The 23,132-nt window shown below is 39.9% G+C and carries 19 protein-coding genes; 3 read left to right on the forward strand and 16 right to left on the reverse strand.

Annotated elements, in window-relative coordinates; all coding sequences use genetic code 11:
* The 13 genes from CQA63_RS07890 to ccoG all read right to left on the reverse strand — a co-directional run.
* Positions 1-1,398: beta strand repeat-containing protein (locus CQA63_RS07890; RefSeq protein WP_425323542.1), on the reverse strand; the 1,398-nt coding region annotated here is incomplete at its 3' end.
* Between the two features lie 527 nt (positions 1,399-1,925).
* Positions 1,926-2,489: a hypothetical protein gene (locus CQA63_RS07895; RefSeq protein WP_147288757.1), complete on the reverse strand. Its 564-nt coding sequence runs from the start codon at positions 2,487-2,489 to the stop codon at positions 1,926-1,928.
* Positions 2,490-2,591: 102 nt separating this feature from the next.
* Positions 2,592-3,557, reverse strand: coding sequence for a methyltransferase FkbM (locus CQA63_RS07900; RefSeq protein WP_104700346.1), 966 nt, complete (start codon positions 3,555-3,557; stop codon positions 2,592-2,594).
* Positions 3,550-4,572, reverse strand: a complete 1,023-nt coding sequence (locus CQA63_RS07905) for a radical SAM/SPASM domain-containing protein (RefSeq protein WP_104700347.1) — start codon at positions 4,570-4,572, stop codon at positions 3,550-3,552. Before CQA63_RS07905 ends, CQA63_RS07900 begins: the two co-directional genes overlap by 8 nt.
* A complete protein-coding gene (gene rfbF, locus CQA63_RS07910) occupies positions 4,569-5,348 on the reverse strand; it encodes a glucose-1-phosphate cytidylyltransferase (protein WP_104700348.1) in 780 nt (259 codons plus the stop codon). Before rfbF ends, CQA63_RS07905 begins: the two co-directional genes overlap by 4 nt.
* 103 nt (positions 5,349-5,451) lie before the next feature.
* Complete coding sequence (locus CQA63_RS07915; RefSeq protein WP_115511858.1) at positions 5,452-6,435, reverse strand: glycosyltransferase family protein; 984 nt, start codon at positions 6,433-6,435, stop codon at positions 5,452-5,454.
* Positions 6,428-7,834: a hypothetical protein gene (locus CQA63_RS07920; RefSeq protein WP_147288758.1), complete on the reverse strand. Its 1,407-nt coding sequence runs from the start codon at positions 7,832-7,834 to the stop codon at positions 6,428-6,430. The genes CQA63_RS07915 and CQA63_RS07920 overlap by 8 nt, the downstream gene beginning before the upstream one ends.
* Positions 7,815-9,326, reverse strand: a complete 1,512-nt coding sequence (locus CQA63_RS07925; protein WP_233706646.1) for a hypothetical protein — start codon at positions 9,324-9,326, stop codon at positions 7,815-7,817. The genes CQA63_RS07920 and CQA63_RS07925 overlap by 20 nt, the downstream gene beginning before the upstream one ends.
* Entirely contained in the window at positions 9,323-10,060 is a 738-nt protein-coding gene (locus CQA63_RS07930; protein ID WP_104700351.1) for an FkbM family methyltransferase, read from the reverse strand. The genes CQA63_RS07925 and CQA63_RS07930 overlap by 4 nt, the downstream gene beginning before the upstream one ends.
* Entirely contained in the window at positions 10,054-10,992 is a 939-nt protein-coding gene (locus CQA63_RS07935; protein WP_104700352.1) for a hypothetical protein, read from the reverse strand. Before CQA63_RS07935 ends, CQA63_RS07930 begins: the two co-directional genes overlap by 7 nt.
* Entirely contained in the window at positions 10,982-12,796 is a 1,815-nt protein-coding gene (locus tag CQA63_RS10080; RefSeq protein ID WP_211305736.1) for a hypothetical protein, read from the reverse strand. Before CQA63_RS10080 ends, CQA63_RS07935 begins: the two co-directional genes overlap by 11 nt.
* Complete coding sequence (locus CQA63_RS07945; protein ID WP_104700355.1) at positions 12,796-13,617, reverse strand: oxidoreductase; 822 nt, start codon at positions 13,615-13,617, stop codon at positions 12,796-12,798. Before CQA63_RS07945 ends, CQA63_RS10080 begins: the two co-directional genes overlap by 1 nt.
* Before the next feature lie 372 nt (positions 13,618-13,989).
* Positions 13,990-15,387, reverse strand: coding sequence for a cytochrome c oxidase accessory protein CcoG (gene ccoG, locus CQA63_RS07950; RefSeq protein ID WP_104700356.1), 1,398 nt, complete (start codon positions 15,385-15,387; stop codon positions 13,990-13,992).
* Positions 15,388-15,527: 140 nt separating this feature from the next.
* Between ccoG and CQA63_RS07955 the strand changes: the two genes are divergently transcribed.
* Positions 15,528-17,135, forward strand: coding sequence for an ABC-F family ATP-binding cassette domain-containing protein (locus CQA63_RS07955; RefSeq protein WP_104700357.1), 1,608 nt, complete (start codon positions 15,528-15,530; stop codon positions 17,133-17,135).
* 3 nt (positions 17,136-17,138) lie between these two features.
* On the opposite strand, the gene CQA63_RS07960 is transcribed toward CQA63_RS07955, so the two are convergent.
* The 3 genes from CQA63_RS07960 to CQA63_RS07970 all read right to left on the reverse strand — a co-directional run bounded on the left by CQA63_RS07960 (position 17,139) and on the right by CQA63_RS07970 (position 19,588).
* Positions 17,139-18,494 carry an MATE family efflux transporter gene (locus tag CQA63_RS07960; protein ID WP_104700358.1) on the reverse strand — a complete coding sequence of 452 codons (1,356 nt, stop codon included), beginning with the start codon at positions 18,492-18,494 and terminating at the stop codon, positions 17,139-17,141.
* A complete protein-coding gene (locus CQA63_RS07965; protein ID WP_104700359.1) occupies positions 18,491-19,111 on the reverse strand; it encodes a class I SAM-dependent methyltransferase in 621 nt (206 codons plus the stop codon). Before CQA63_RS07965 ends, CQA63_RS07960 begins: the two co-directional genes overlap by 4 nt.
* Positions 19,112-19,255: 144 nt before the next feature.
* Complete coding sequence (locus tag CQA63_RS07970) at positions 19,256-19,588, reverse strand: histidine triad nucleotide-binding protein (RefSeq protein ID WP_104700360.1); 333 nt, start codon at positions 19,586-19,588, stop codon at positions 19,256-19,258.
* A 134-nt stretch (positions 19,589-19,722) separates the two neighbouring features.
* On the opposite strand from CQA63_RS07970, the gene pheS reads away from it, so the two are divergent.
* Both pheS and pheT read left to right on the forward strand, forming a co-directional pair.
* A complete protein-coding gene (pheS, locus tag CQA63_RS07975) occupies positions 19,723-20,712 on the forward strand; it encodes a phenylalanine--tRNA ligase subunit alpha (protein WP_104700377.1) in 990 nt (329 codons plus the stop codon).
* Positions 20,712-23,114, forward strand: coding sequence for a phenylalanine--tRNA ligase subunit beta (gene pheT / locus CQA63_RS07980; RefSeq protein ID WP_104700361.1), 2,403 nt, complete (start codon positions 20,712-20,714; stop codon positions 23,112-23,114). The genes pheS and pheT overlap by 1 nt, the downstream gene beginning before the upstream one ends.
* Positions 23,115-23,132 lie beyond the last annotated feature (18 nt).

Here is a 23,132-nt window from a genome sequence, read left to right on the forward strand (position 1 = left end):
AGTTAGGGTAGTAATGGTGGAGCTAGCTTCATTTTCGATATGTTTTATATCTCCTGTGGCTCCATTAGTGAGAGTGGTTATAGTAGCAGAGCCGCTATTAGTAAGCTTTGTAGTGATAGCTCCATTATTGGTAATAGAGCTAAGTGTTACTCTACTTCCAGTATTAGTTAGATTGGTAATCCTTGCATTGGCATTATTGGTAATGCCTTGAGTGATAGTGCCGCTATTGGTTAGATTTGTAATCATACTTGCATTAATAAGACTTCCGCTAAAGGTCCCTCCGCTTTTATTATCAAGTGTATTAATGGTGCCTTGATTAGTGAAGTTATTGGTTATGGTGCCAGAATTATCAAGTTGGTTAATGGTGGCACCTGTGGCATTAGTGAGAGTCGTTATAGTGCCGCTATTAGCGAGTGTGTTTATGAGTGTTTTATTCCCCATATTTGTTAGTGTAGTAATGCTCCCTGAATTGGTGAGATTATTAATGGTATTTCTTGTTTGTGCGATATTAGCGTTTTGAAGTGTGGTGATGGTGCCTTTGTTGGTAAAATTACCTATCATGGCGTTGCTAGCAGAGCTCCCGCCATTTCTTAAAAATGCAATGCTGGCATTAGTTTCATTGGTTAGAGTTGTGATTGTCCCAAAGTTATTGGTTGCATTCAAGCCAGTTTGATTAGCATTACTCATTCTGCCATTATTGGTAAAAGTGGTAATAGTTGCATTTGTGCCATTATTAAACGCTCCGGTTATGGTGCCATTATTGGTGAGTGTTGTGATAGTGGCATTTCCATTCATTTGATAGACATTGTTTCTTAAGTTGCCTCTCCCGTTTGAAAACGTCGTAAGTGTAGCATTATTGGTAAAGTTTTCGGTTGTGCTATTATTGTTTGTAGCAAACGTCGTAAGTGTGCCACTATTAGTGAAAGTATCTAGTTTTGTGCCAGTGCCAGTTACTTCTAAGGTTCTTATCGTAGCATTGGCATTATTGCTCACATTCTGGGCAGTTCCAGCAGTAATTTGAAAGGTGCTAATCGTGCCATTATTGGAGACATTTTGCATAGTGCCTTGGGCTTGATTAGCAAGCTCGGTAATAGTTGCATTATTGGTAATAGTTGCATTGCCATAAGAAAAGGCTAAGCGAGCGATATTGCCTCCATTATTGTTTGTTAGATTGAGATTCCCTAAAATCCCCATTCTCCCTGTGGTACCTGCATTAGTGAAGTTAGTAGTAGTGTTTTGCTGTGCATAGATACCAAATACCCCAGCACTTCCGGTGTTATTTAATCTCACGCCTTGCTCTAAAGTGAGATTAAATGGGCTTTGAGTGTCGTTATTTACGATAATAGCAGCATTTACGCCCGTAGCTTGAAATTGAATAGTCCCCACAGAGGATTTCACTAGCAGTGTAGTGGCTTGTGCTCCTGTAGTGTTGATATAGCGGACATTGGGGCGAGAGGTGACTTCACAATAGAAATTAGTTCTAGAGGTTACTAAGCAGTTATTAGTCCAATTTGTGCTTTGGGCGCAGAGATGGTGATAAAAGGAGATAAGAGACAAAGGGATGGCATATCTCAACTTGTGAGTATGCTGCCAAATTTGAGCCATAGAGCATATATAGGGGTATCTAGTCATAGGTACTTTGGGTATTTACTTAAGGGGTGATAAGTATAAGGTAACTTAAGACTAGATAAGTTCTATGGCTTGTGTATATGCTATGGGGGGGGGGGGTAATACTACTCTATTTGTCATAATATGTCCTTATTGTATCGTAATGTTTGTGTTGTTTTATGGTTTTTGGCTTCTTGTTTTGATTCTTGTTTGTGTTTTCTATTTATGATCCTTGGCGACTCTTTGTTTATATGTCTTTAGGCTTGGTGAGAGGTGGAGAATTGCTCTTGGCGACTAGTGATTCTTTTAAAGAGTCTTTAGTGGATAAGAGAGATTCTTCGTTCGCTCTCACGCCCTCCCTCGTGATGCCAAACTTGGCTACCCGCAAGGGAAATTATTTTGTCATTCTGAACCCCTGCAAGGGGTGAAGAATCTCTGTGGGCTTTCTGTGAAGCATTTTTTTGGATTTCTAGCAGATTCCATCCCGTTGTCATGTCTAGTGCTTGAGAATCAAGCGAAGAATCTCTTTTAGCGACCAGTGACTCGGGTAGAGATTCTTCGGTTGGGCTACGCCCGCCCTCAGAATGACAATAGGATTGGGATTGTCTAGTGGCTCTGTGAAGCAATTCTCCATAACGCTCAGAATGACAAACTTGGAGAATTTCTGGTAAATCAAACAGAGATTCTTCGGTCATTACCATTCCCTCAGAATGACAAACTAACGGAGTCGCTGGTAAATCCAACAAAAATTCCTCACCTTCACTTCGTGCTCCTGCAAGGGCTGAGAATGTGACTTGTGCATAACTTTGTCTGCCATTACTTCCTAAGATATAAAATAAGAGTTGCCATATAAAAAATAAATGTAAAAGAACAAAAATCAAACTTGATTTAGCTTAATCTTTATTTAAGATTCGCGCAATTATAGCAGAAAATAATTTTTTCATTACTAAAAAATAGCTTTTGCTATCAATTATGATATGAAATTATTTCCTATGGGAGCATAAATGTGCTTTAAGGAGGGCTTTGAGCTTGGAGTAGATTCTCAAAATAAGCGGGGTGCTATCAAAGACTATTTCAAAATTGAGTTTATCTAGGGCTTTATTTTGGGCTATGGTGGTGGGGTGTTTTAGGGGGAAGTGTAGCTCATAGGTGGGCATTTGGGCGAATTTACAATCACCTTTGGTATGAGCGGCGTCATCGCGGTTAAAGCCGATGTTTTGAATCATATTATCTTTAGGGTAGATACATAAGCCATTATTTTTCCATATACTATAGGTCCATGGGTAGTCCCAAGTGTCTATCTGCCCTCGTGCGTAGAGTTTGAAGATTTTATGCCATGCTCTTTTTTCTCTCATATTGCAAAAGTTATGCAAGGCTTTAAACTCTGCCTTAAAGTCGCTAAATTCTAATTGATACTGCCCCCAAGCCCTAGCCCAAGAAGCCCAGCCCCAGATGTGGTTATATTTAGAGAAGTAGTAGTCTTCTTTTAAGCTGGCTTTGGGGCTAAGGGTTTTGGTTGTTTGATGTGGGGCAAAATCTAGCGCACTCCAGCCACTTATCATAAAAACTTGGCTTGTATTGTTATATTTTTCTAGGCATTCATCACAGAATCTAAAAAAGCTAAGGCTAGGTAAGCAGTCATCTTCTAATATAATGCCCCTCTCTTCAAGTGAGAAAAACCAAGAAATAGCCGAGCTAATGGAGCATTTGGCGTTAAGATGGGAATCTCTATAGAGTGTTTTAAGTTCGCATTGCCAAGTGAATGCACTCTCTAAAAATGCCCTTACCTCTTTAACCTTATTTGCTTCTTGGCTATTTTTGGGAGCATTGGAGGCGATGTAGAGTGTCTTTGGCTGGACTTTTTGAAGTACTTGGCAAATGGCTTTAAGCGTATCTACGCGCTTATAGACAATAAGCAAGATAGGGCTTTGACATATATAGCTATCCATAAATCGCACCCTCTATGCACTTTTTGCAAATAGGATTACTCGCATAGGAGTGGGCTTTATGAATAGCCCTTAACTCCTGCATAGCTTTGCTTTGCCAGAATGTTTGGAGGGACGTGTATGTGCCATTTTTATAAGATTCTAAGATATTGCCAAGGGGCATTTGCTCCCCATAGAATGTGCAACAAGGTAGCACATTCCCCTCAGCGGTGATAACAAGCTGCTTATAGGGGAAAGAGCATTGAAAGTCGGGCTTTTCTTGTGTGGTCTTTGAGTTTAGGTCTTTTGAGCTTTTAGGGGGCTTTATCATTTCTTGCACTCCAATCATATCAACCTTATCTTCCCAAAATGCCACAAAGCTATCAAGCTGATGTTCATTAAGCTCGGTGCGCACAAAATTCACACGCACTAAGGGTGTTAGGCTTTTTAGCTCTTTTCTAGCCTCAAGGAGTTGGAGGACGTTTTGGATTACTTTATGGTAGTTACTTCCGGGGCGAATGGTGTTATACACATCTTCAGAATAGGCATCAATGCTAATTTGGATTCTATCTAGTCCGGCTTTAATGAGTGATATAGATCGTTCTTTATGTAAAAGTAAGCCATTACTTGAGAAGTAAATATCAAGTACGCCGGCATTTTTAGCATAGCTAATGAAGCTTTCTAAATCTTTGCGTAAAAGCGGCTCGTTTAGGTAGTTTAGCTTGATGGCTTTGAGTGCATTCAGGGCTATACCCTCATCTATAATGGCACAAAAAAGCGAAAAAGGGAGGAGTAGATGTGCTTTTTGGTTATTACTCTCTACAGATAAAGGGCACATGGGGCATTTGAGATTACAAGTGGCGTTTAGCTCAAAGTCAATTTGCGTAGGGTAGGGGGTGATGATACTTAAATTTTGGGCTTTTGCGTAAGTGTCTCTATATGCCCTCCATTGTTCTATGGGTTTAATATCTGCTAGGAGGTTGAGTTTCTCTATACCAAGAATGCCTGTGAGTTCTGTTTGATTACGTTTTACTTTCATTGCCATACCTTCCATTTGGGATTATTGCGCCATAGTTCTTCTAAGAGTTGCTTATCTCGCAGGGTATCCATACACTGCCAGAATCCATAATGTTTATAGGCTTGGAGTTGTTTATCTTTGGCTAGGGTAATAAGCGGGGCTTGCTCAAAAATGCTTTGATTATCTTTAATGTATGAAAGCACTTCGCACTCACATACAAAAAACCCTCCATTGACCCAGCCTGTAGGTGAGCTATCACCCTTGGGCTTTTCTAAAAAGTGTTCCACACGATCATTTTCACCAAATGCAATTGCCCCATATCGCCCCTCTGGCTGTATGGCTGTGAGTGTAGCTAGCTTTTTATGGGCTTTGTGAAAGGCAAGGAGGGCGTGGAGATTCACATCACTTAGTCCATCGCCATAAGTTAGCATAAATCTCTCATTTCCTATGTAGGGCTTGGCTTGTAAGATTCTGCCTCCAGTCATCGTATCTTTCCCTGTATCAAGCAAAGTTACGCGCCAATTTTGGCTTTGTGAGTTGAGAATCTCTATGGAATTATCTTTAAGATTGATGCTTATATCGCTATTATGTAAAAAGAAATTCGCAAAGTATTCTTTAATGATATAGCCCTTGTAGCCTAGTAAGATAATAAAGTCATTAAAGCCATAGTGGCTATAGATTTGCATAATATGCCAGAGTATAGGGAAGCCTCCTATTTCTACCATAGGTTTTGGACGAATGGAAGTTTCTTCTGCAAGGCGCGTGCCTAAACCTCCTGCTAGGATTAATACTTTCATTTATGCTCCTTTTTCTTTAGCTAAAATGGAGCAAGGAAGCGAAACTATAGGGGGAAAATAGGTATAAGAGGGAGAGTGGGGAGTGCGTATAATAAGTGTGAAGTTATCTTCTATCCCCCCCCCCCGTTAAATAATGGGCTTTATGCCATATACTTTGTGAGATTTTATAAAGTTTATTGTATGTGCGGAATATGAAAGGCTTATGAAGTGCGCGCTCAAAGGCTTGAATGCGCTTATAAGCAAGGTGAGATTCTACTACCTCACTTGGGTAGCTAATGGGGAATTTGGTATTTATATCTTTAGCATTAAATACTTCTCCCTCCGCTCCACAATGCACCCCGCTGCCATCAAAGCCTATTTGCTTGACATAAGAAGTAGCGGGGCAGAGGCTTAGGGCGTGGTGTTTATAGGCAAGGAGATAGTTAAAAATCGCCCAAGTTTTGATATTCCCTTTTGCATTATCTAAAAAATGCTCAAAATACCGCGCACTGCCGCCTAGATTGATATAATCTATATCATCTTTTGTAAAATTTGCTTCTACCCAAGCAATGTCGCGCTTATAATGTGCCCACCTATCTGCCCAGCTTGCCCAACCCCAGCAATGAGGTAGCCTCCAAAAATAGCAATCGCCTAAGTCTTTTGTATCTATAGGGTAGCTCCACGCAGAGATACTCCACACATTTTTCATATCCTTATATCTTTGCAAGGCGTCATTTAAGAAGTCTAAAAATACAGGAGATACGATGATGTCATCTTCAAGGATTATGGCTTGCTTATGTGTGCTCATTACTTCACTTACCCCTTGAGTGATAGAATCTGCTAAACCTAAATTGGTTTTTCTCTCTATGAGTGTGATATTGGCAAAATGATGCGTTTTGGGATTAGTGTTTATAAGCTCTGCGAGAATGCCTTTTAGCTCATTTATGGTTTGCAAGTCTTGGGGTTTTGCATTTGCTTTAGGGGCGTCTTGATAGATATAAATTTCACTCTTTTTAGCTAGGGCATTGGCACTGAGGGCTTCTAAAACCTTTTGTGTGTGTTTGGGGCGATTATATACAAAAAGCACAATAGGGGCATATTTAGACATACTTTTCTCCCTTTAGGCTTTGTATATGCTTTGTAATGGAACTTAGGAGATTGCTATAAAAGTCTTTGTGTTGTGTGTTTGACATATATGGCTCAATGCGTGCAAACTCCTCATCTTCATTTAAGATTTTGGGGGGATTTTGGGTGATATGAGAGATTGCATTTTGCAAATCTTTATAGGCATAAATATGGTAAGTGTGGCTAAGGAATTGATATGGGCTTACAGGGGCGTTAAATAAAATCACAGGTTTATTAAACGCAATCGCCTCTAATGTAACCGTGCCATCAAATGTGGCGATGGCTTGAGAGTGAGAAATAAGCTCTTTTGCGCTTATTTCAAGGGAAAGGAGGGAGGTATTTGGCACTTGCATAATATGCTTATAAAATGCGATATTTTTAAAAAATGTAATATTATGTAAGAAATAGTCTGTGAGATTATCATTAAATTGCAATTGATGCGGGTGTTCTTTGACATAGAGTTTATAACCCTCTGGGAGGGCTCTTGCTGTCATTTTAATGAGTGTTAGCTGTGCTTCAAGGATCGCTCTGCCAATAATTGCTGCCTCTGGCTCAAGGTGAAGGTTAAAATAGATAAATTTTTCCTTTAAGCTAGGCTTGCAGGCATGAGTTTTATAGAATCTGTGCATTCTTTTATGTTGGATAAAGGAGTAGAGTTTGGAGAAGTAGTTATATTCTATGCCCATAAATTTACGCTTAAAGCTTCTTTGCTTGAGGCATACAATGAACTCTACGAGTATGGAGCCCCCAAGTTTATAAAGCAGGGAAGTAAGCTTAGCTTTGAGTGTTTTCTCTTGTGGCTCTATGTGCGTTTCATAGGCGTAAAATCGCCGTTGTTTAATGGAGGAGGCGGGTTTTTGATATGGGTCAAATTTAATGCAAGTGCGTGTATTGTAATGCAATATCGCTACATCGTTTAAAATCCCCTCAAATGTGTAAGCTGGGATATTATAAGCCTTTGCTAAACCAAAGGGGATAAGATGATGTGGGGTAGCAAGTATGGCTTCGGCATTGAGCACAAAATACAGGTGATACTGCGTAAAAATTTGGGCAAAAAATGAGAGATATTGGTAGTAAATATCTTTTGCTAGAGGGTTATTTAGCATAACGCGATGAAGCATAGTCTCTACATCAATTTGAATAGGCTTCATCGCTTCTATAAGCGTGTAGTCAATATGCGTGCTATGCTGGATTTGGAGGAGATTTTGATAATCAAGGCAGTGAGTAATTCTCTCTTTATATGATTCTATAAGGGGTTTGGTTTTAGCGTGAAATTCACACACAAGCACCACAATGTGAAAGTCTGTATATTGCAAGATATGGGATAAAAGAGCGCCTTCCCTATCAAGGAGGATAATATTCTTACGCATAGCATTCACCATAAAGAGTATGCCAAGAGGGAATCTGAATATAAGGAGGGGTTTGAATATAAGGAGGAATCTGAGCATTATGTAAATTAGCATGAGGGATAAGACCATTGAAGATAGGCATGCAAGGAGCGGAATATATCTCTCCCTTTAGTTTTGCTTTGATAATGTGTCGCGTAGGTTTTAAAGATTTGCGGGGGGGGGTCGTTGTCTTATTGTCAAAATAAGAGGGGTTGCTTGCTAGTATGGTAAGATTCTTTTGTAACTCTTCAAAACTCTCAACACAAATCAAATTTTTCACCCCATAAAGCAGGAGGCTTTTACCGGCAAAGGCTATGCAGGGTTTATTATAAAAAGTGGCTTCGATGTGGATGGTGCCATTAATCGTAGCTAGAGCTTGGGCGTGGGTGATAAGCTCTTTTGATGGGGTATTAAAATCAATAATTTTGACATGCTCTAGGGCTTGAAGCTCTTTATAAAAGGCAATAGACTTCCACCATTTGATGTTATAGAGGAAATACACCATTTCAGGGTTATTGAGCATAAATTGATGAGGGTGCTCTTTAATATAGAGTTTATAGCCCTCTGGGAGGGCATTATGGAGCATTTGGATAATGCTAAGCTGATTTTGGAGATTCACACATACAGAAGTCCCGCCCTCTGGCTCAAAGTGCATAGCATAAAAGATAAATTTTTCACTATAATCGGGGGCTTGCATAATGGAGTAATAGAATCTTTTTAGCTTTTTCACATATAAAAGGCTTGATAACCTCTCCCAAAATGACGTGGGGAAATAGCCTGTGTGCTGCTTTATAATGAAATCTCTTTTTAAAACACAAAGCACAAAATCTACCAGCAGTTGCCCGCCTATTTTTAAAAGCAGGCTTCTTATAAGGGATTTTTGCTTTTTCCATAATGAAGTGGCTGTAGGCAGCACAATATCATCGGGATTAAAGTGATAAAAGAGATTTTCTTGTATTTGAGAATCGCTTAGATTCCCGCTTAATAGGGGGACATAGGTGTTTGTATTAAAATGCAGCACAGAGATGGCATAAATGAGTGTAGGCGGGGTGAAAAACGCAGGGATAGAGCGATGTTTAGCAATATAGGCGGGTATATCATAGCTCACACCATGCTCTAAGCCGCTTATGAAGACTAAATCAATGCTAAAGCTATCAAAAATATGATTCCAAAAGCAGAGGGCGTTTATGAATTTATTTGTAGAAAGCATACCATCATTTAGCCACCTATGGGCTACAAATTCGACTTTATATTGCTCAAGCTTGTATTGATTTAAAAGCTCATAGCTTAAATATGACGTGCCATTGACATATTCTAACTCCTGCATAGACATAATATGCGTAATTTGCGGGTTATTTTGGTATTTTGCCCGCACTTCCTCTGCCATAGAATGGGAATCTACAATTAACACAACGATATGATGTTGCAACTCTAAGCACACATCAATAAAGCTTAAATCCCTATCGATGAGAATGATATTTTTCATGCCTTCTCCTTAAAGATAAGGGTATTTATGGTTTTAGCCACGCATAAGTAACCCCTCTCTTTTAAAAAGTGATAGGTTTCATTCTCTGGGAGTGTTTCTAAAGTGGTATCCCATGATTCTATAAGGATAATTTTGGGGCGGTATTTTGTGAAATTATGAGATTTGAGTACTTCTAAATCAAGCCCCTCAACATCAATACTTAAAAAATCAATATTGGTATCTCTAGGCATATATTCATCTAAAATATCTTCCAAAGTCCGCACAGAAACGGGGATTTTCTCTAGTAAATGATAGAGTGGGTGGTTGGCATATTTTGTCTCTAAAAGAGGAGTAAAGCCATTGAGAGCGGGCTCATTAAAGCTATAATATATCATCTGCCCCCCCCCCCGCTGCTTTTCAAACTCATAAGCCACGCCGCATTGGATATTAATATCGCGCGGGCGAAACCGGTCAAAAAGCTTCATCGAGCCGGGCATAGCGTCAATATTAATGCCCCTCCAGCCTTGCTTATAAAATAAATACGTGTTTGAGAATCTAAAAGGATGGTGTGCGCCCACATCGACATAAAATCCACTTTGGGCGTATGCTAGCATTTCGCGCAGGATTAAGTCTTCACCTTGCTGGGCATAAGATTTGGTATGAAAACGTGTGATATAGAGATTTCTAATATGAATAAGCCAGATTCGAATCTTGGATGGGAGGATGGCTTTAAGGATTGGCTTAAGTCTTAGCATTTTGCCCTCCGATATTGGCTAAAGTGGGCATAAACTAAGAATATAAGGAGTTTTACTCTATCCCCCCCCCCAGCAAAAATCTGCTCTAGGCTGCTTTTAGGGAAAGCATCAATAACAGAGTGAGATGAGAGATTGCAAATACAAACCCCTAAAAAGAGCTCTCTCAAAATATGATAAGAGTGCAAAATCTCTGCATCTGTGTAGAGGATATGATGAAGATGTAGCTTTTCTAGCGCACAGAGCGTTTGAGACTCTTCATAAAAGTGCTTATAGTCGTTAAAAAGCATATTTTGGCTATCTACAAAGTAGTTTCTAAACCAATCATGATCACACCCTAGCAGGTAAATACGCTTATACCCCATAGCAATGGCACAAATAATGGAGGGAATAAGCACATTACAATAAGATGGTAGGGCTAGGGCGTGCTTAAAAAGATAACGTGCTATGAAGTCAAAGCCCTTAAATTTAGCAATACCATAGGTTTGAATGCTAATATTTGGATTATGCAGATTTAATGTGTGCTTCCATACATTAGGGACTAAAAGCTCTAAATGATAGGGCACATTTTCAAGGGCATTAAAGACTTCTTTAACTTCTTTTTCTACCCTTTGATAATGCTCCCTTGAGGCGACATTATACCTATCACCCACAAAAAACACAGAATCCATAAGGATATAGTATTTTGGCTTGATTTGCCAAGAGAGCGATTCTGTAATAGCGTGATTCATCATAAGGCTATCATATTTGGATAGCAAGGCAGAATGGGCTTTTATATCATTTTTAAGGCTTGGACCATTTGCTAGGATAAAAATATTTTCATTACTTTGCTTTGCTAATGTGGGCACACTGGAGCTAAAGGCTTTAGCCCTGATAAAGCCATAGAGAGAATAAGCAGTATGCAAGAAGTCAAGGCAGAAGTGCTTAAGCGACATAGCACACCTCTTGTGCGATATTATGGAGATTTTTTACTAGAGGGGAAAAGAGCTTATTTTGCTTGTCATATTGAGTGGATATATAACTTGATACTCTCATAGGGGTAAAAAGTTTGTCATTTTTATTATATCTTTGCCCCTTTAGGGGTAAAGAATTGCTTTTTGGATTTCTAGTAAATGTTGTTACTTTGTCATTCTGAGCCTGCATAGCAGGCGAAGAATCTCTGTTGGATTCACCATCGACTCTGCCACTCTTGTCATTCTGAACCCCTGCAAGGGGTGAAGAATCTCTGTTGGCGACTAGTGATTTGGATAGAGATTCTTCGCTTCGCTCAGAATGACAATAGGGCAGATTCTCTAGCGATTCCTTTGAAAAGTCTCTAGTAGATAAGAGAGATTCTTCGGGCATAAAGCCCTCAGAATGACAATAAGATAGGGATTGTCTAGTGGCTTTGCGAAGCGATTCTCCATAACGCTCAGAATGACAAAGTAATTTCCTTTGCAGGTGTTTATTATGTGTGGGTTTCCCTTGCGGGTAGCAAAGTTTGTCATTCTGAGCCTGCATAGCAGGCGAAGAATCTCTGTCCGAATCACTAGTCGTGCTTTTTGGTGTTTTTGAAAGCAATTCTTCGCCCTTTATTGAGGGCTTGTGATGACAAAGTAACTGCCTTTCTAGCGATTCGTTTAAAGAGTCTTTAGTAGATAAGAGAGATTCTTCGGTCGCACTTCGTGTTCCCTCAGAATGACAAACTAACGGAGTCGCTAGTGATTGGGGTGGAGTTTCTTTACAATGCTTGGAATGATAAGGCAATGTTAAATTTTCTAGTGATTCGGGTAGAGATTCTCTAGCTAACTTAGAATAACAAACAACATAAACAATGGAAAAAAGAGAAAGAGTGGAGTAGAGGGTTATAAAGTATTTACTATCCCCCCCCCCAGCAAAAATATTATCTATATGTGTTCTCTTAAAGGCGTCTATCATAGAAATAGATGAGCAATTATAAATATGAGGGAAGCTCATACCTAGCGCGTCATAGGCTTTAAAAGCCTCTGTAATGCACTGCATATGGAAAGAAAGCTTATAGGGTGTGTAGATTTTCTCCTCTTTGTCGTGGTAGTAGTGAGTTTCAAGTGAATAGACTTTGTTATTGCTATCGACATTAAGTTGCTTATGCCAAGTGCTATCTGCCCCTAAGAGATAGATATGCTTATACTTCATCGTAATACCCGCACATAATGAAGCAAGTAGCACATTAATACCGCTAGGAATAGCAAAATTATGCCTATAAAGCCAAGATTGAAGCGAATAGAATGTGTAGAGTTCTACAGCATTGAAAGTATGTACGTGTAAATGCGGGTTTTTAAAGTTTATGCCCTTATTTGTGCGTTTATGGTAGAAATGATAGGGAGCTAGGATAATCATCTCCCAATCCACTTTGGCTAATGCTTCATTTAACTTTTGCATATCTCGTGTGATATAGCCATCGCTATCTTCTTCCTTGCTATAAAACCCCCAATATGCTGGGTCCATAAGCATATAATACGTGGGCTTTAAGCTAAAGGCAAGCGGGTGGGTTAAGGCTTGATTCACCATTAACACATCTTCGCCCCTTAGGCTTTGGATATGTGGAGCTATGTCATTTTTAAGGCTAGGACCATTACCCATAATAAAGATTCTCTCTTTATTTGGTTTAATGCTTTTAATGCTTGGTTTGAAAGTACCATGCCTAATAAAGCCTTGCAGATACCATAGGAGCTGTGCGCTTTTATTTACGCGTAGTTTTAAGCGGTGTTTCCAGTGCATTATAGCCCCCAGCCATCATCAACGATGAGCGTTTGCCCATTGATATAAAGGCTCGCATCGCTGAGTAAAAAAAGCAGTGTGCCACTTAAATCTTGCGGGTTAAGCATACCTTTACTTGTGCAATGTGCCCTATAACGTGTAAGGAAGCTCTCTGGCTGATTATCTAAAATGCCTCCGGGGGCTATGGCATTTGCTCTAATGCCCGTGTTGGCTAGGTATTTTGCCATATATTTTGTCATATGGCATATCCCTGCTTTAATCATACTATATTCAATGGGGCTATCCATCTGCGTGCCGATGTAGGTATCAAACTTGGGGGCATACACGCCCTGAATGCTGCTCATAGAGATAATATTACCATAGCCTTGGGCTTTAAAATATGTGGCAAATTGCTGTGAGGCGAGGAGGTAGCCGCCCATTTGGAGATTCATATTCGCACAAAAATCTTCATACTCTACTTCAAAAAAGTTCTTTTTCCCCCAATTTGGCGTGCGAGGATAGGCATTATTGACTAAAGCATCAATCTTGCCATAACGTGCATGTAGGGATTGTATTGCTTCTTGCAAGCTTGTTTTGGAGGTAATGTCAAGTAAAATGCAATCAATACGTGAGGCGCATTCACTAGCTAAGGCTTGGGGTGAGTTTGCACATATGGTATTGTAAATACTCTCTTTGGCACTATTGGCTGCTTGCAAATTTATATCTGCGATAATCCCAATGCCACCAGCTTGGACAATGGCTTCAATAAAGCCTTTACCGATAAGTCCCGCCCCGCCAGTTACAACTACTACTTTGTTTTGTAAATCCTCTTGTAAATTCATATATGCTTATAGACCTTGTGTGAGTGTTAAGTGTGCGATTGTAGGAAAAATACACTAAGATATAGCTTAAAGCCCAACTCTAAGGGGATAGAAGCTCTCCCCGAGTTTTGGTAGATTCTATTATTCCCCATGTCTTTACCCATAAGAAAGGGCGGAGCATGGCTGCTTGATTTACTAGTAAATGCTGTTAATTTGTCGCCTCTTGCGGGAGCATAGGAGGTGAAGAAACTCTATTTGGCGAGCAGTGATTCCCTTGTGAATTCTTAGCTCACACACTAGAGCTGACAAACTAATTTCCCTTGCAAGATGAGTTACATTATATATGAGCCACATTACATTTCATTATCACAAGGCAAAGCCGAAAGATCTTGCTTAGTCTTGGAGTTTATTATGCGGAGGATAGACAAATTTAGTTTTACGCTCTATAAAAATGCTATCTTTTGCGTCTATAGCAAAAGCATGAATGATAATATCATAATTCCCCTCAGGTAAAAGCTCCGTTGCACGTAGCGTTACTATCTTTTTGACTTTATCTCCAGCCTTAATGGTAAATGTATCTTTAGGTGAGAGAATGCTTAGGTGTTTGGCGATATTGCCGCCTTTGACATCTACAAGCTCAAAATACATCTCATGGTCTTTGGTATCTGTGTTGTGAAAGAGCATAGTGTAGTGGTTATCCACAATATGATGAGCGCGGATTTTATAAAGCTCTCCTGTGCGGTCGATGTTAAGCAGCATAGGCTCTTTGGTGCTTCCCATAAAGAGCAGGAGTGCAAATACAAGTGCAAGAATTACCACATAGCCAATCGTCCTAAAGCGCACAAACTGCACTTTGCCATTATTGTTCAGTGAGGCAGAAGACTTCCACATAACTAGTGAGGGTTTTGCGTATTTACTCATTACATCACTGCAGGCATCGACACATTCAAGGCAGTTGATACATTCAAGCTGCATACCCTTTCTAATATCAATATGCGTGGGGCAGACTTTCACACATGCATGGCAGTTGGTGCATTCATTGTCTTTATTTTGCTTTTTGGGGGGAAGCTCATATTTAGCACCACTAGGGCTATATACAGCCCCTCCGCGATTATAGTCATAGAGTGGCATAAGAGTGTCATTATCATAAAGCACACTCTGTACGCGGCAGTAAGGGCACATATAAATGCAGAAATTCTCTTGTATATAAGTGATGTCAAAGATAAAAAACAGCCCAAAGCCTAGCCAGAAGCCAAGTAAGATTCTATGATTAAGCGGGTCGCTTATATAGGCAAAAAAATCACTCGGTGGTGTGAAAAAAAACATCAAATTCGCAGAAGCCACAAGGCAAAGAAAAGCAATGATACAAAATGCACACACTGCCTTAAGCTTTGCACCTAAGGTATCAAGGCGCATTTTTTCTTGTTTATTACTAATCTTTTTACGCAAGCCAAAGACCTTAGTTTGTAAAAAGTCTCTATAGAGGATTCTAAAAATTGTTTGCGGACATGCCCAGCCACACCATAAGCGTCCAGCAAGGGTTGTCATAAAGAATATCCCCACAAACATCAAAATAAGCAAAAATGGCATAAGATAAAGCTCTTGCATATCAAATATGACGCCAAGCAAATGGAGCTGCTTATGGTCAAATGAGAGTAAGAAAATCTGATTCCCATTAATTTGGATAAATGGAAAAACAAGGAGGGTAAAAGTCGCAATCATATAAACCATATAACGTTTTATGCGGTAGGGTGCTATATGGGATGGTGTTTGAGAAATGCTAGCTTGCATGGTTATCCCCTAATGTGTTGTTTGAAAGGCTAGGATTATATAACTTTTAAACTTAAAGCATAAATTTGATTTTGTGCTTTGGTGTAGTTGAAAACAAAAATGTGTTAAAATCTTTTACTTTCTTTTATAAGGATTCTACAATGCTGCAAACCATTAATCTCACTATGGCTTACCCCACAAAAAAGCTCTTTGAAAATGTCAATATTACACTTGATGCACATAAACGTTATGGGCTAATAGGAGCCAATGGCGCGGGGAAATCGACTTTTTTAAAGATTCTCTCCGGGGTATATGAGGCAAGTAGTGGAGAAGTGGTGATAGGCAAGGGTTTAAAAATGGGAGTTTTAGGGCAAGATCAATATGCTTTTGAGGATTTAAGCTTAAAAGATGCGGTGCTTATAGGGAATAAACGGCTCTATGATGCAATTAAAAGGAAAGAATATCTCTATGAACATGCTGATTTAAGCGATGAGAGTGTCAATAATGAGCTAGCAGAGCTTGAAATTATCTGTGCTGAGGAAGACCCAATGTATGAATGCGATGTGCAGATAGAGAAGATTTTAGAGGATTTAGGCTTTAAAAGCAGTATGCACGATGAATTGATGAAAACACTCACCGGGGGTGATAAATTTAAGATTCTACTCGCGCAAGTGCTTTTCCCCAAGCCAGATATTTTGCTCCTTGATGAGCCTACGAATAACCTTGATTTAGAATCAATTGCATGGCTAGAAGAGCATTTGAAGCACCATGAGGGGACATTGGTAGTGATTAGCCATGATAGGCACTTTTTAAATAGTGTTTGCACGCATATTTTAGATATGGATTTTGGCACTGTGCGTGAGTTTAGCGGGAATTATGATGATTGGTATATCGCTTCTAGCTTGATTGCTAAGCAGCAAGAAATGGAGCGAAACAAAAAGCTTAAAGAAAAGGAAGAATTAGAATCGTTTATAGCGAGATTTTCAGCCAATGCAAGTAAGGCAAGGCAAGCCACAAGCCGACAAAAGCAGCTCCAAAAGCTTGAGCTCTCTGCCTTGCAAGTAAGCCAAAGACGCGAGCCTAGCATTGTATTTAAGCCATTGCGTGCTATTGGTAATGAAGCCCTAGAGTGCGAGCATATATCAAAGAGTTATGGGGAGCGTTGTGTGCTTAAAGATGTGAGTTTGAAGATTTTACCCGGCGATAAAATTGCCATTATCGGGGCTAATGGTGTAGGGAAATCCACACTTTGCAAGATTTTGGTTGAAGAGTTAAGCCCAGATAGTGGTAGCGTGAAATGGGGGGCTACGACACAAAGGGGCTACTTCCCACAAAATGTAAGCGAGGAGATAAAAGGAGAGGAGAGCCTGTATGAATGGCTTAGGGCTTTTGATAAGAAAAAGGAGAGTGGTGAGATACGCAATGCACTAGGGAGAATGCTTTTTAGCGGGGAGGAGCAAGAAAAGTCTATTAATGCCCTAAGTGGAGGAGAGAAGCATAGAATGGTATTAAGCAAGCTTATGCTTGAGGGGGGGAACTTTTTAGTCCTTGATGAGCCTACCAATCACCTTGATTTAGAATCTATCATAGCCCTTGGGGAGGCGTTGTATAAATATAGTGGTAATGTGATTTGTGTAAGCCATGATAGGGAGCTTATAGATGCGTATGCAAATCGTATTATTGAGCTAGTGGAGGATGGCAAAAATGGTGCGCGTCTTATTGACTTTCGTGGGAGTTATGAGGAGTATGTAGAATCTCAAAACAAATAAGCCCTAGAGCTTTTTGATATAATCTTTCCATATACCTTTATAGAATATAAAGCCAAAGAAACCAGCGCGTAAGAATGTCTCAATACAAATAATAGCAAAGATATATATGGCATTGAGATGATAATACACACACAGCCACATGGGGAAGATTCTAAAAATCCAAATACTTCCTGTATTAATCCATAAAGAGAGTTTTGTAGCCCCGCTCCCTCTCAATGCGCCATCAAGCACGAAAACGCAAATTTGAGGTACTTGGGAGAGACCAACAGCAATCAAATATGCAAAGGCATAGTGCAACACCACTTCATCTGTGCTAAAGAGGCTTGAGAAGTCCCTGCCCACAACACACATAGCAATGCCTAGTATCCCCATGATGATACAGGAGATAAGTAAAATACTGCGGATAAAAGATTCTGCTAAGTCTAGTCGCTTCGCTCCTAGCATTTGCCCCACTAATGCCATTGCCGCCACTTGGAATCCAAAGCCGGGCATACAAATAAAGCTCTCCACCCTACCTCCGATTTGAAATCCTGCGATGACTTCTAAACCATAATCTGTCATAAACTTTGTAATCAACACAAGTGAGAGTATCGTAAGCCCCCTCTCCATACCAGAGGGGATACCTATGCGCAAGCCTGTAGTGAAAAATGCTATTTGAAAGTTAAGGGCAAACTTTAAATATCTATGTGCTCCACATAAGATAGCAAAGAAAATGCAAGTCTCAAGGTAAGAGACAATGACATTTGCTACTCCAGCTCCCATAATGCCAAGTGCGGGTATATGAAGTGCCTCCACACCAAAAATCAGCATAAAATTAAATGTGATATTTAAAGTAGTGCTGATGATTTTGATAAAAAACACACTTTTTGTATCACCTGTGGCAGCAAGGGCGGAGATAAAGATAGTTTTCATAAAAAGTGCAGGGATACTATAGAAAATCCAACCCAAATAGAGCATGCCTAATGCCTTAGTTTCTCCTGCTATGCCCATCCAGTCAAAATACAAGCCACTGCATATAGAGGCAAGTATATAGATAGGGAGAGAGCATAGCAATGTCCCCACGCTCATCGTGCTAAGGAGAGTGTTCATTTTGGAGTAGTTTCTCTCGCCAAAAGCGCGTGAGATTTGGGCATTTGTGCCGACATAAAAGATAGTAGTGAGTGCAAAAAGAAACATCCAATAGCTCATACTAAGCCCGAGTGCTACGATATTGTGCTTGGTTACTTCAATATCATCTGAAATATGAGCGATAAAATACATACCTAAAGCGATATTGGCTATCTCAAGCAGGGAATTGCCCCCAGAAGGGATAGCAATAGAGAGAATCTTGCGCGTGCGCTGTTTGAAGTTATAAGTCATTTGTTTAAAGCCTTTTGTGTGTAGTGGGCGATAAAGCGCACAATATGAGGATATGTGGCTTTTCTCTCTATGGAGGCATTTTCATATGTTTCATTATGGAGTATGCTAAATCCATTTTGTGGGCTAAATATATGCTCAAGCTCCCCATTATAGAGAGCTTTATCATTTTTTGGCGTATGGCTATATATATCTATAAAGGTTTCAAATAATATCAGGGCATTTGGCTTTAAGCAAGCAAGTATTGGGGCAAAAAGTCTTCTATCCAGAAAAAAGCTATTAAGCACGACACTATAGCGATTGCGCGCTAAATTAAAGTTATCTAAATCTGCTAGAATGGGGTTGATATGGGCTAGATTCTCTAAATGTTTGAGTGCGATAGATGAAATATCGACCCCATCAACCTCAAAGCCTATTTGGGCTAAAAGCTTAGCATTACGTCCATTGCCACAGGCAATATCAAGGGCGACAAGAGGCTCTTGTGTAAGCCAATGGGGTAAGGAGAGTGCAGGAAAGGATTCTTTAATATAAGCGCATGCTTGCAAGACAAATGGGCTTGGCTCTGTGGGCATAAAGCCATCTTCATAACGTTTGTTCCATTTATGGGCGTCTTCTTGCATTTTTACTCCAACTTTATTTCACACTTGCATACTCTAAAATCTCTATAAAGCTTTATAACCTTAATGTTTAAAAGGATTTGCTTTTTTTATTAATTTTTATCAAAAGGCTAAAGCAATAGGGGCTTTTACTCTTTTAACAAATCATTATGCAAGTTTTGGAAATGAGAGCTTGCCTCCGCCGAGTATATGCAAATGCAAATGAGGCACTTCCTGCCCGCCATCTGCGCCGATGTTAGTGATGATTCTATAACCGCTTTTATCTATGCCTGCGATTTTTGCTACTTCTTTGGCAAATTCACATAGCTCCCCTAAAAGCTCGCTTGAGGCACAACTAAAGTCTTTTACACATATTTTTGGAATGGCTAAAATATGCACGGGGGCTTTGGGGTTAATGTCATAAAAAGCAAGGAATTTCTCATCTTCTGCGACCTTTTTACAGGGAATCTCCCCCGCTACAATCTTTTCAAAAATAGTCATTTTCACTCCTTAAGGCAAGCTCTGTATGAAATATATTTATATGTGTAAATTATATCAATAAAGCCCAATAATAAACTTTAAATGTTACAATGGAGGTTTTATTACACAAGGAAGGATTGGCATTGAAGGCACAAATGCAAGAGGTACTGCAGAGGTTAGAGAAGATAGATAATTTAGAGGATTTAGAATCGCTTCGTATAGAGATATTAGGGAAAAAGGGCATTTTAGCCCAGCAATTTATCAAGCTTAAAGACTTTCAGGGTGAAGCAAAAAAGATTTTTGCCCAAGAGCTTAATACGTATAAAGAGGAGTTTGAAACACTCCTTATGGAGAAAAAAGCTACTTTGTCTCAAGCACAAATGCACGCCAAACTCGCACAAGAATCGCTTGATGCGAGTTTATTTACGACCTTGCGTCCTAAAAGCGAGGGACACCCGATTATGCAGACTATGGATAGGATTATAGAGTTTTTTGTGAATATGGACTTTTCTATCCAAGATGGACCACTTATAGAAGATGACTTCCATAACTTTGAGGCACTTAATCTCCCCGCATATCACCCTGCGCGCGATATGCAAGATACCTTTTATTTTAAAGATTCTATGCTGTTGCGCACACATACTTCACCTGTGCAAGTGCGCACCATGGAGAATAGCTCCTTGCCTATTCGTATGATAGCTCCGGGGAGTGTGTTTAGGCGAGATTATGATTTGACACATTCGCCTATGTTTCATCAAGTTGAGGGCTTGGTGGTTGATAGTAAGGATAAGGTCAATTTTGCTAATCTCAAATACATTTTAGAAGATTTTTTACACTATATGTTTGGCGATGTGCGCATTCGCTTTCGCTCAAGCTTTTTCCCATTTACAGAGCCGAGTGCAGAAGTGGATATTAGTTGCGTGTTTTGCAAGGGTGAGGGTTGCAGGGTATGCTCGCATACAGGTTGGCTTGAAGTGTTAGGTTGCGGGATAGTGAATCAAAAGGTCTTTGATAATCTCTCTTATGAAGATGTGAGTGGATATGCCTTTGGGCTTGGTGTAGAGCGCTTTGCTATGCTTATTCATCGTATTAATGACTTGCGTAGCTTTTTTGAAACAGATTTGCGAGTATTGGAGCAGTTTTAATGATTTTCACAAAGCATTTGTTATCACAATTTATTGATATTTCACATCTTGATATGAATGAAGTATGCACACGTTTAAGTAGCATTGGGCTAGAGGTGGAATCTGCCTATGCTCAAAGCCTCCCTAAAAATGTAGTCGTGGGTAAAGTACTTTCCCTTGCCCCTCACCCCGATGCAGATAAGCTTAATGTGTGTCAAGTGGATATAGGCTCAAAGCAGTTACAAATTGTATGTGGGGCTTCTAATGTTAGTGCTGGGCAGTATGTTGCAGTGGCGTTAGAGGGGGCAGTGATACCCCATACTAAAAACGGCGCACTTACGATTAAACAGACGACTTTGCGGGGTGTGGAGAGTTGCGGTATGCTCTGCTCAAGCACGGAGCTAGGACTGCCAAAGATTAATAATGGCATTATGGTCTTAGATGAGAGTGCCGGGCAGCTGGTGTTAGGCAAAGAAATAGGGGAGTTAGCACTTTTTGATGATTATATTATCGAAGTGAATATCACGCCTAATCGCGGGGATTGCTTAAGCGTGCTTGGTATAGCTAGGGAATTTGCCACTTGCTATGACTTGCGCTTAAAGCATGAGATTGATATGGATAATGTCATCACACTTGGGCTTGGGCGGGTGCTGCAGATTCTTACTGATGATAAAATCAACGCGCATTTGCTTTATCGTGTAGTGGAAGTGAAGCAGGCTTATTTGCCCCTTGATATTGCCCTTTGCTTGGGACGTAATGGGACTTTGGGAGAAGATGTAATATGCAACTTTTTAGAGTATGGCACGTATATGAGTGGTGTTATCTTAAATGCCTATAGATTGCGTGATTGTGAAAGTAAGGATATTGTCTTAGATAATGGTCTTGCCGCACAGCTTAGGGTAAAAAAAGATGAAAATGGCTTAGAAGCGATTTTTACTGATAAGAAGATTTCTGTCATTGGAGTAACTTATGGTGAGCGGCATTTTGGCACGCATGCAGAGATTCTCATCATTGAGGCAAGCTATAGTAATCCTGTGCATATTGCTAAAGCCCTCCATGCTAATCATATCAAAGGCGACCCCCAACTTACCTATCGCAGCACAAGAGGGAGTAATCCATACTTAGAGCAAGGAATGGACTTTTTGTGTAAAAAAATGGTAGATACTTCAAATGCCCTTGTGTATTATGGTACGCATAATGTCTCTCATAGCGCAGAGGAGGTGGTGATTACTACTACTTTTAGCGCGATTAATAAACTCATAGGCATAGAGTTGGAAAAGGAAGAAATTGCCCTAATACTCAAACGTCTTGACTTTAAGCTTGATGCGACTTGTGATGAGAACTTTTTTATGATTGCGGTGCCACATTACCGACATGATATAGAAAGCATACAGGATATAGCAGAAGAAGTGCTAAGAATCTATGGTATTGATAATATCCCATCACAGCCCTTGCTTTGCTTGCAGTCTCATAATATTTCTCAAGCATATTTTACGTATAGAAGCAAACGCAAGCTTGCCTATCGATTCATAGCAAATGCCTTTATAGAATGTATCCATTATGTCTTTGCTTCTTCAGAGGAGCTAAAGAAGCTAGGCTTTGTGCAAATAGATGAGAACTTAGGGCTTTTAAATCCTATCAGCAAAGAGCTTGATACACTTCGCACAAGTTTGCTCCCCCAACTGCTAGATTCACTCCAACGTAATGAAAATTTTGGCTTTAAAAATATCGCGCTTTTTGAAATAGGGAGTGTTTATAGCGCAAATCGTGAGGAGAAATCTAAGCTTGCCTTTGTGGCGAGTGGGTGCATTAAAGACGAATGCTATCCATATATGAGGGCTGCACAATGGGACTTTTTTACTTTCGCACTTATAGCACAACGATGTATAGGAGAGATACATCTTAAAAATATACGCGATACAGAGCAGGCAAAGACATTGCTAGAGGGCTTTGGGTTTGAAGATGATAGAATCTTGCATCCTTATCAAAGTGCTTTTGTATATATGCAAGATAAGCCTATAGGGGTGATTGCAAAGCTTCATCCACAGATTGCCACACTTCTTGATTTAAAAGATTGCTTTATATGCGAGGTAGAGCTTGATATGAGAAGCACATCTTTAAAGCAAGCAAAAGAATTTTCAAAATATCAAAAGTCTATGCGTGATTTGACCATTTTGCTTGATAAGGACATTGCGTTTTATCAAGTGCGAGAAGCGATTATGAATGCAAATATTGAATTTGTGCAAAATATTTATCCTATTGATGTGTATTATGAGGAGAGTTTAGGGGAGCAAATGGCACTAAGTATTCGCCTTGTGCTGCAATCTTATGAAGCGACTTTAGAAGAATCTCAACTCTCTTATGCCACACAAGCAGCGCTTGATGTGCTTATTCGTACCTTTAATGCTAGCTTACGCGCTTAAGTCTATACAACACTAAGG

Origin of the sequence: Helicobacter marmotae (assembly GCF_003364255.1) — a bacterium.
GTDB classification, from domain to species: domain Bacteria; phylum Campylobacterota; class Campylobacteria; order Campylobacterales; family Helicobacteraceae; genus Helicobacter_C; species Helicobacter_C marmotae.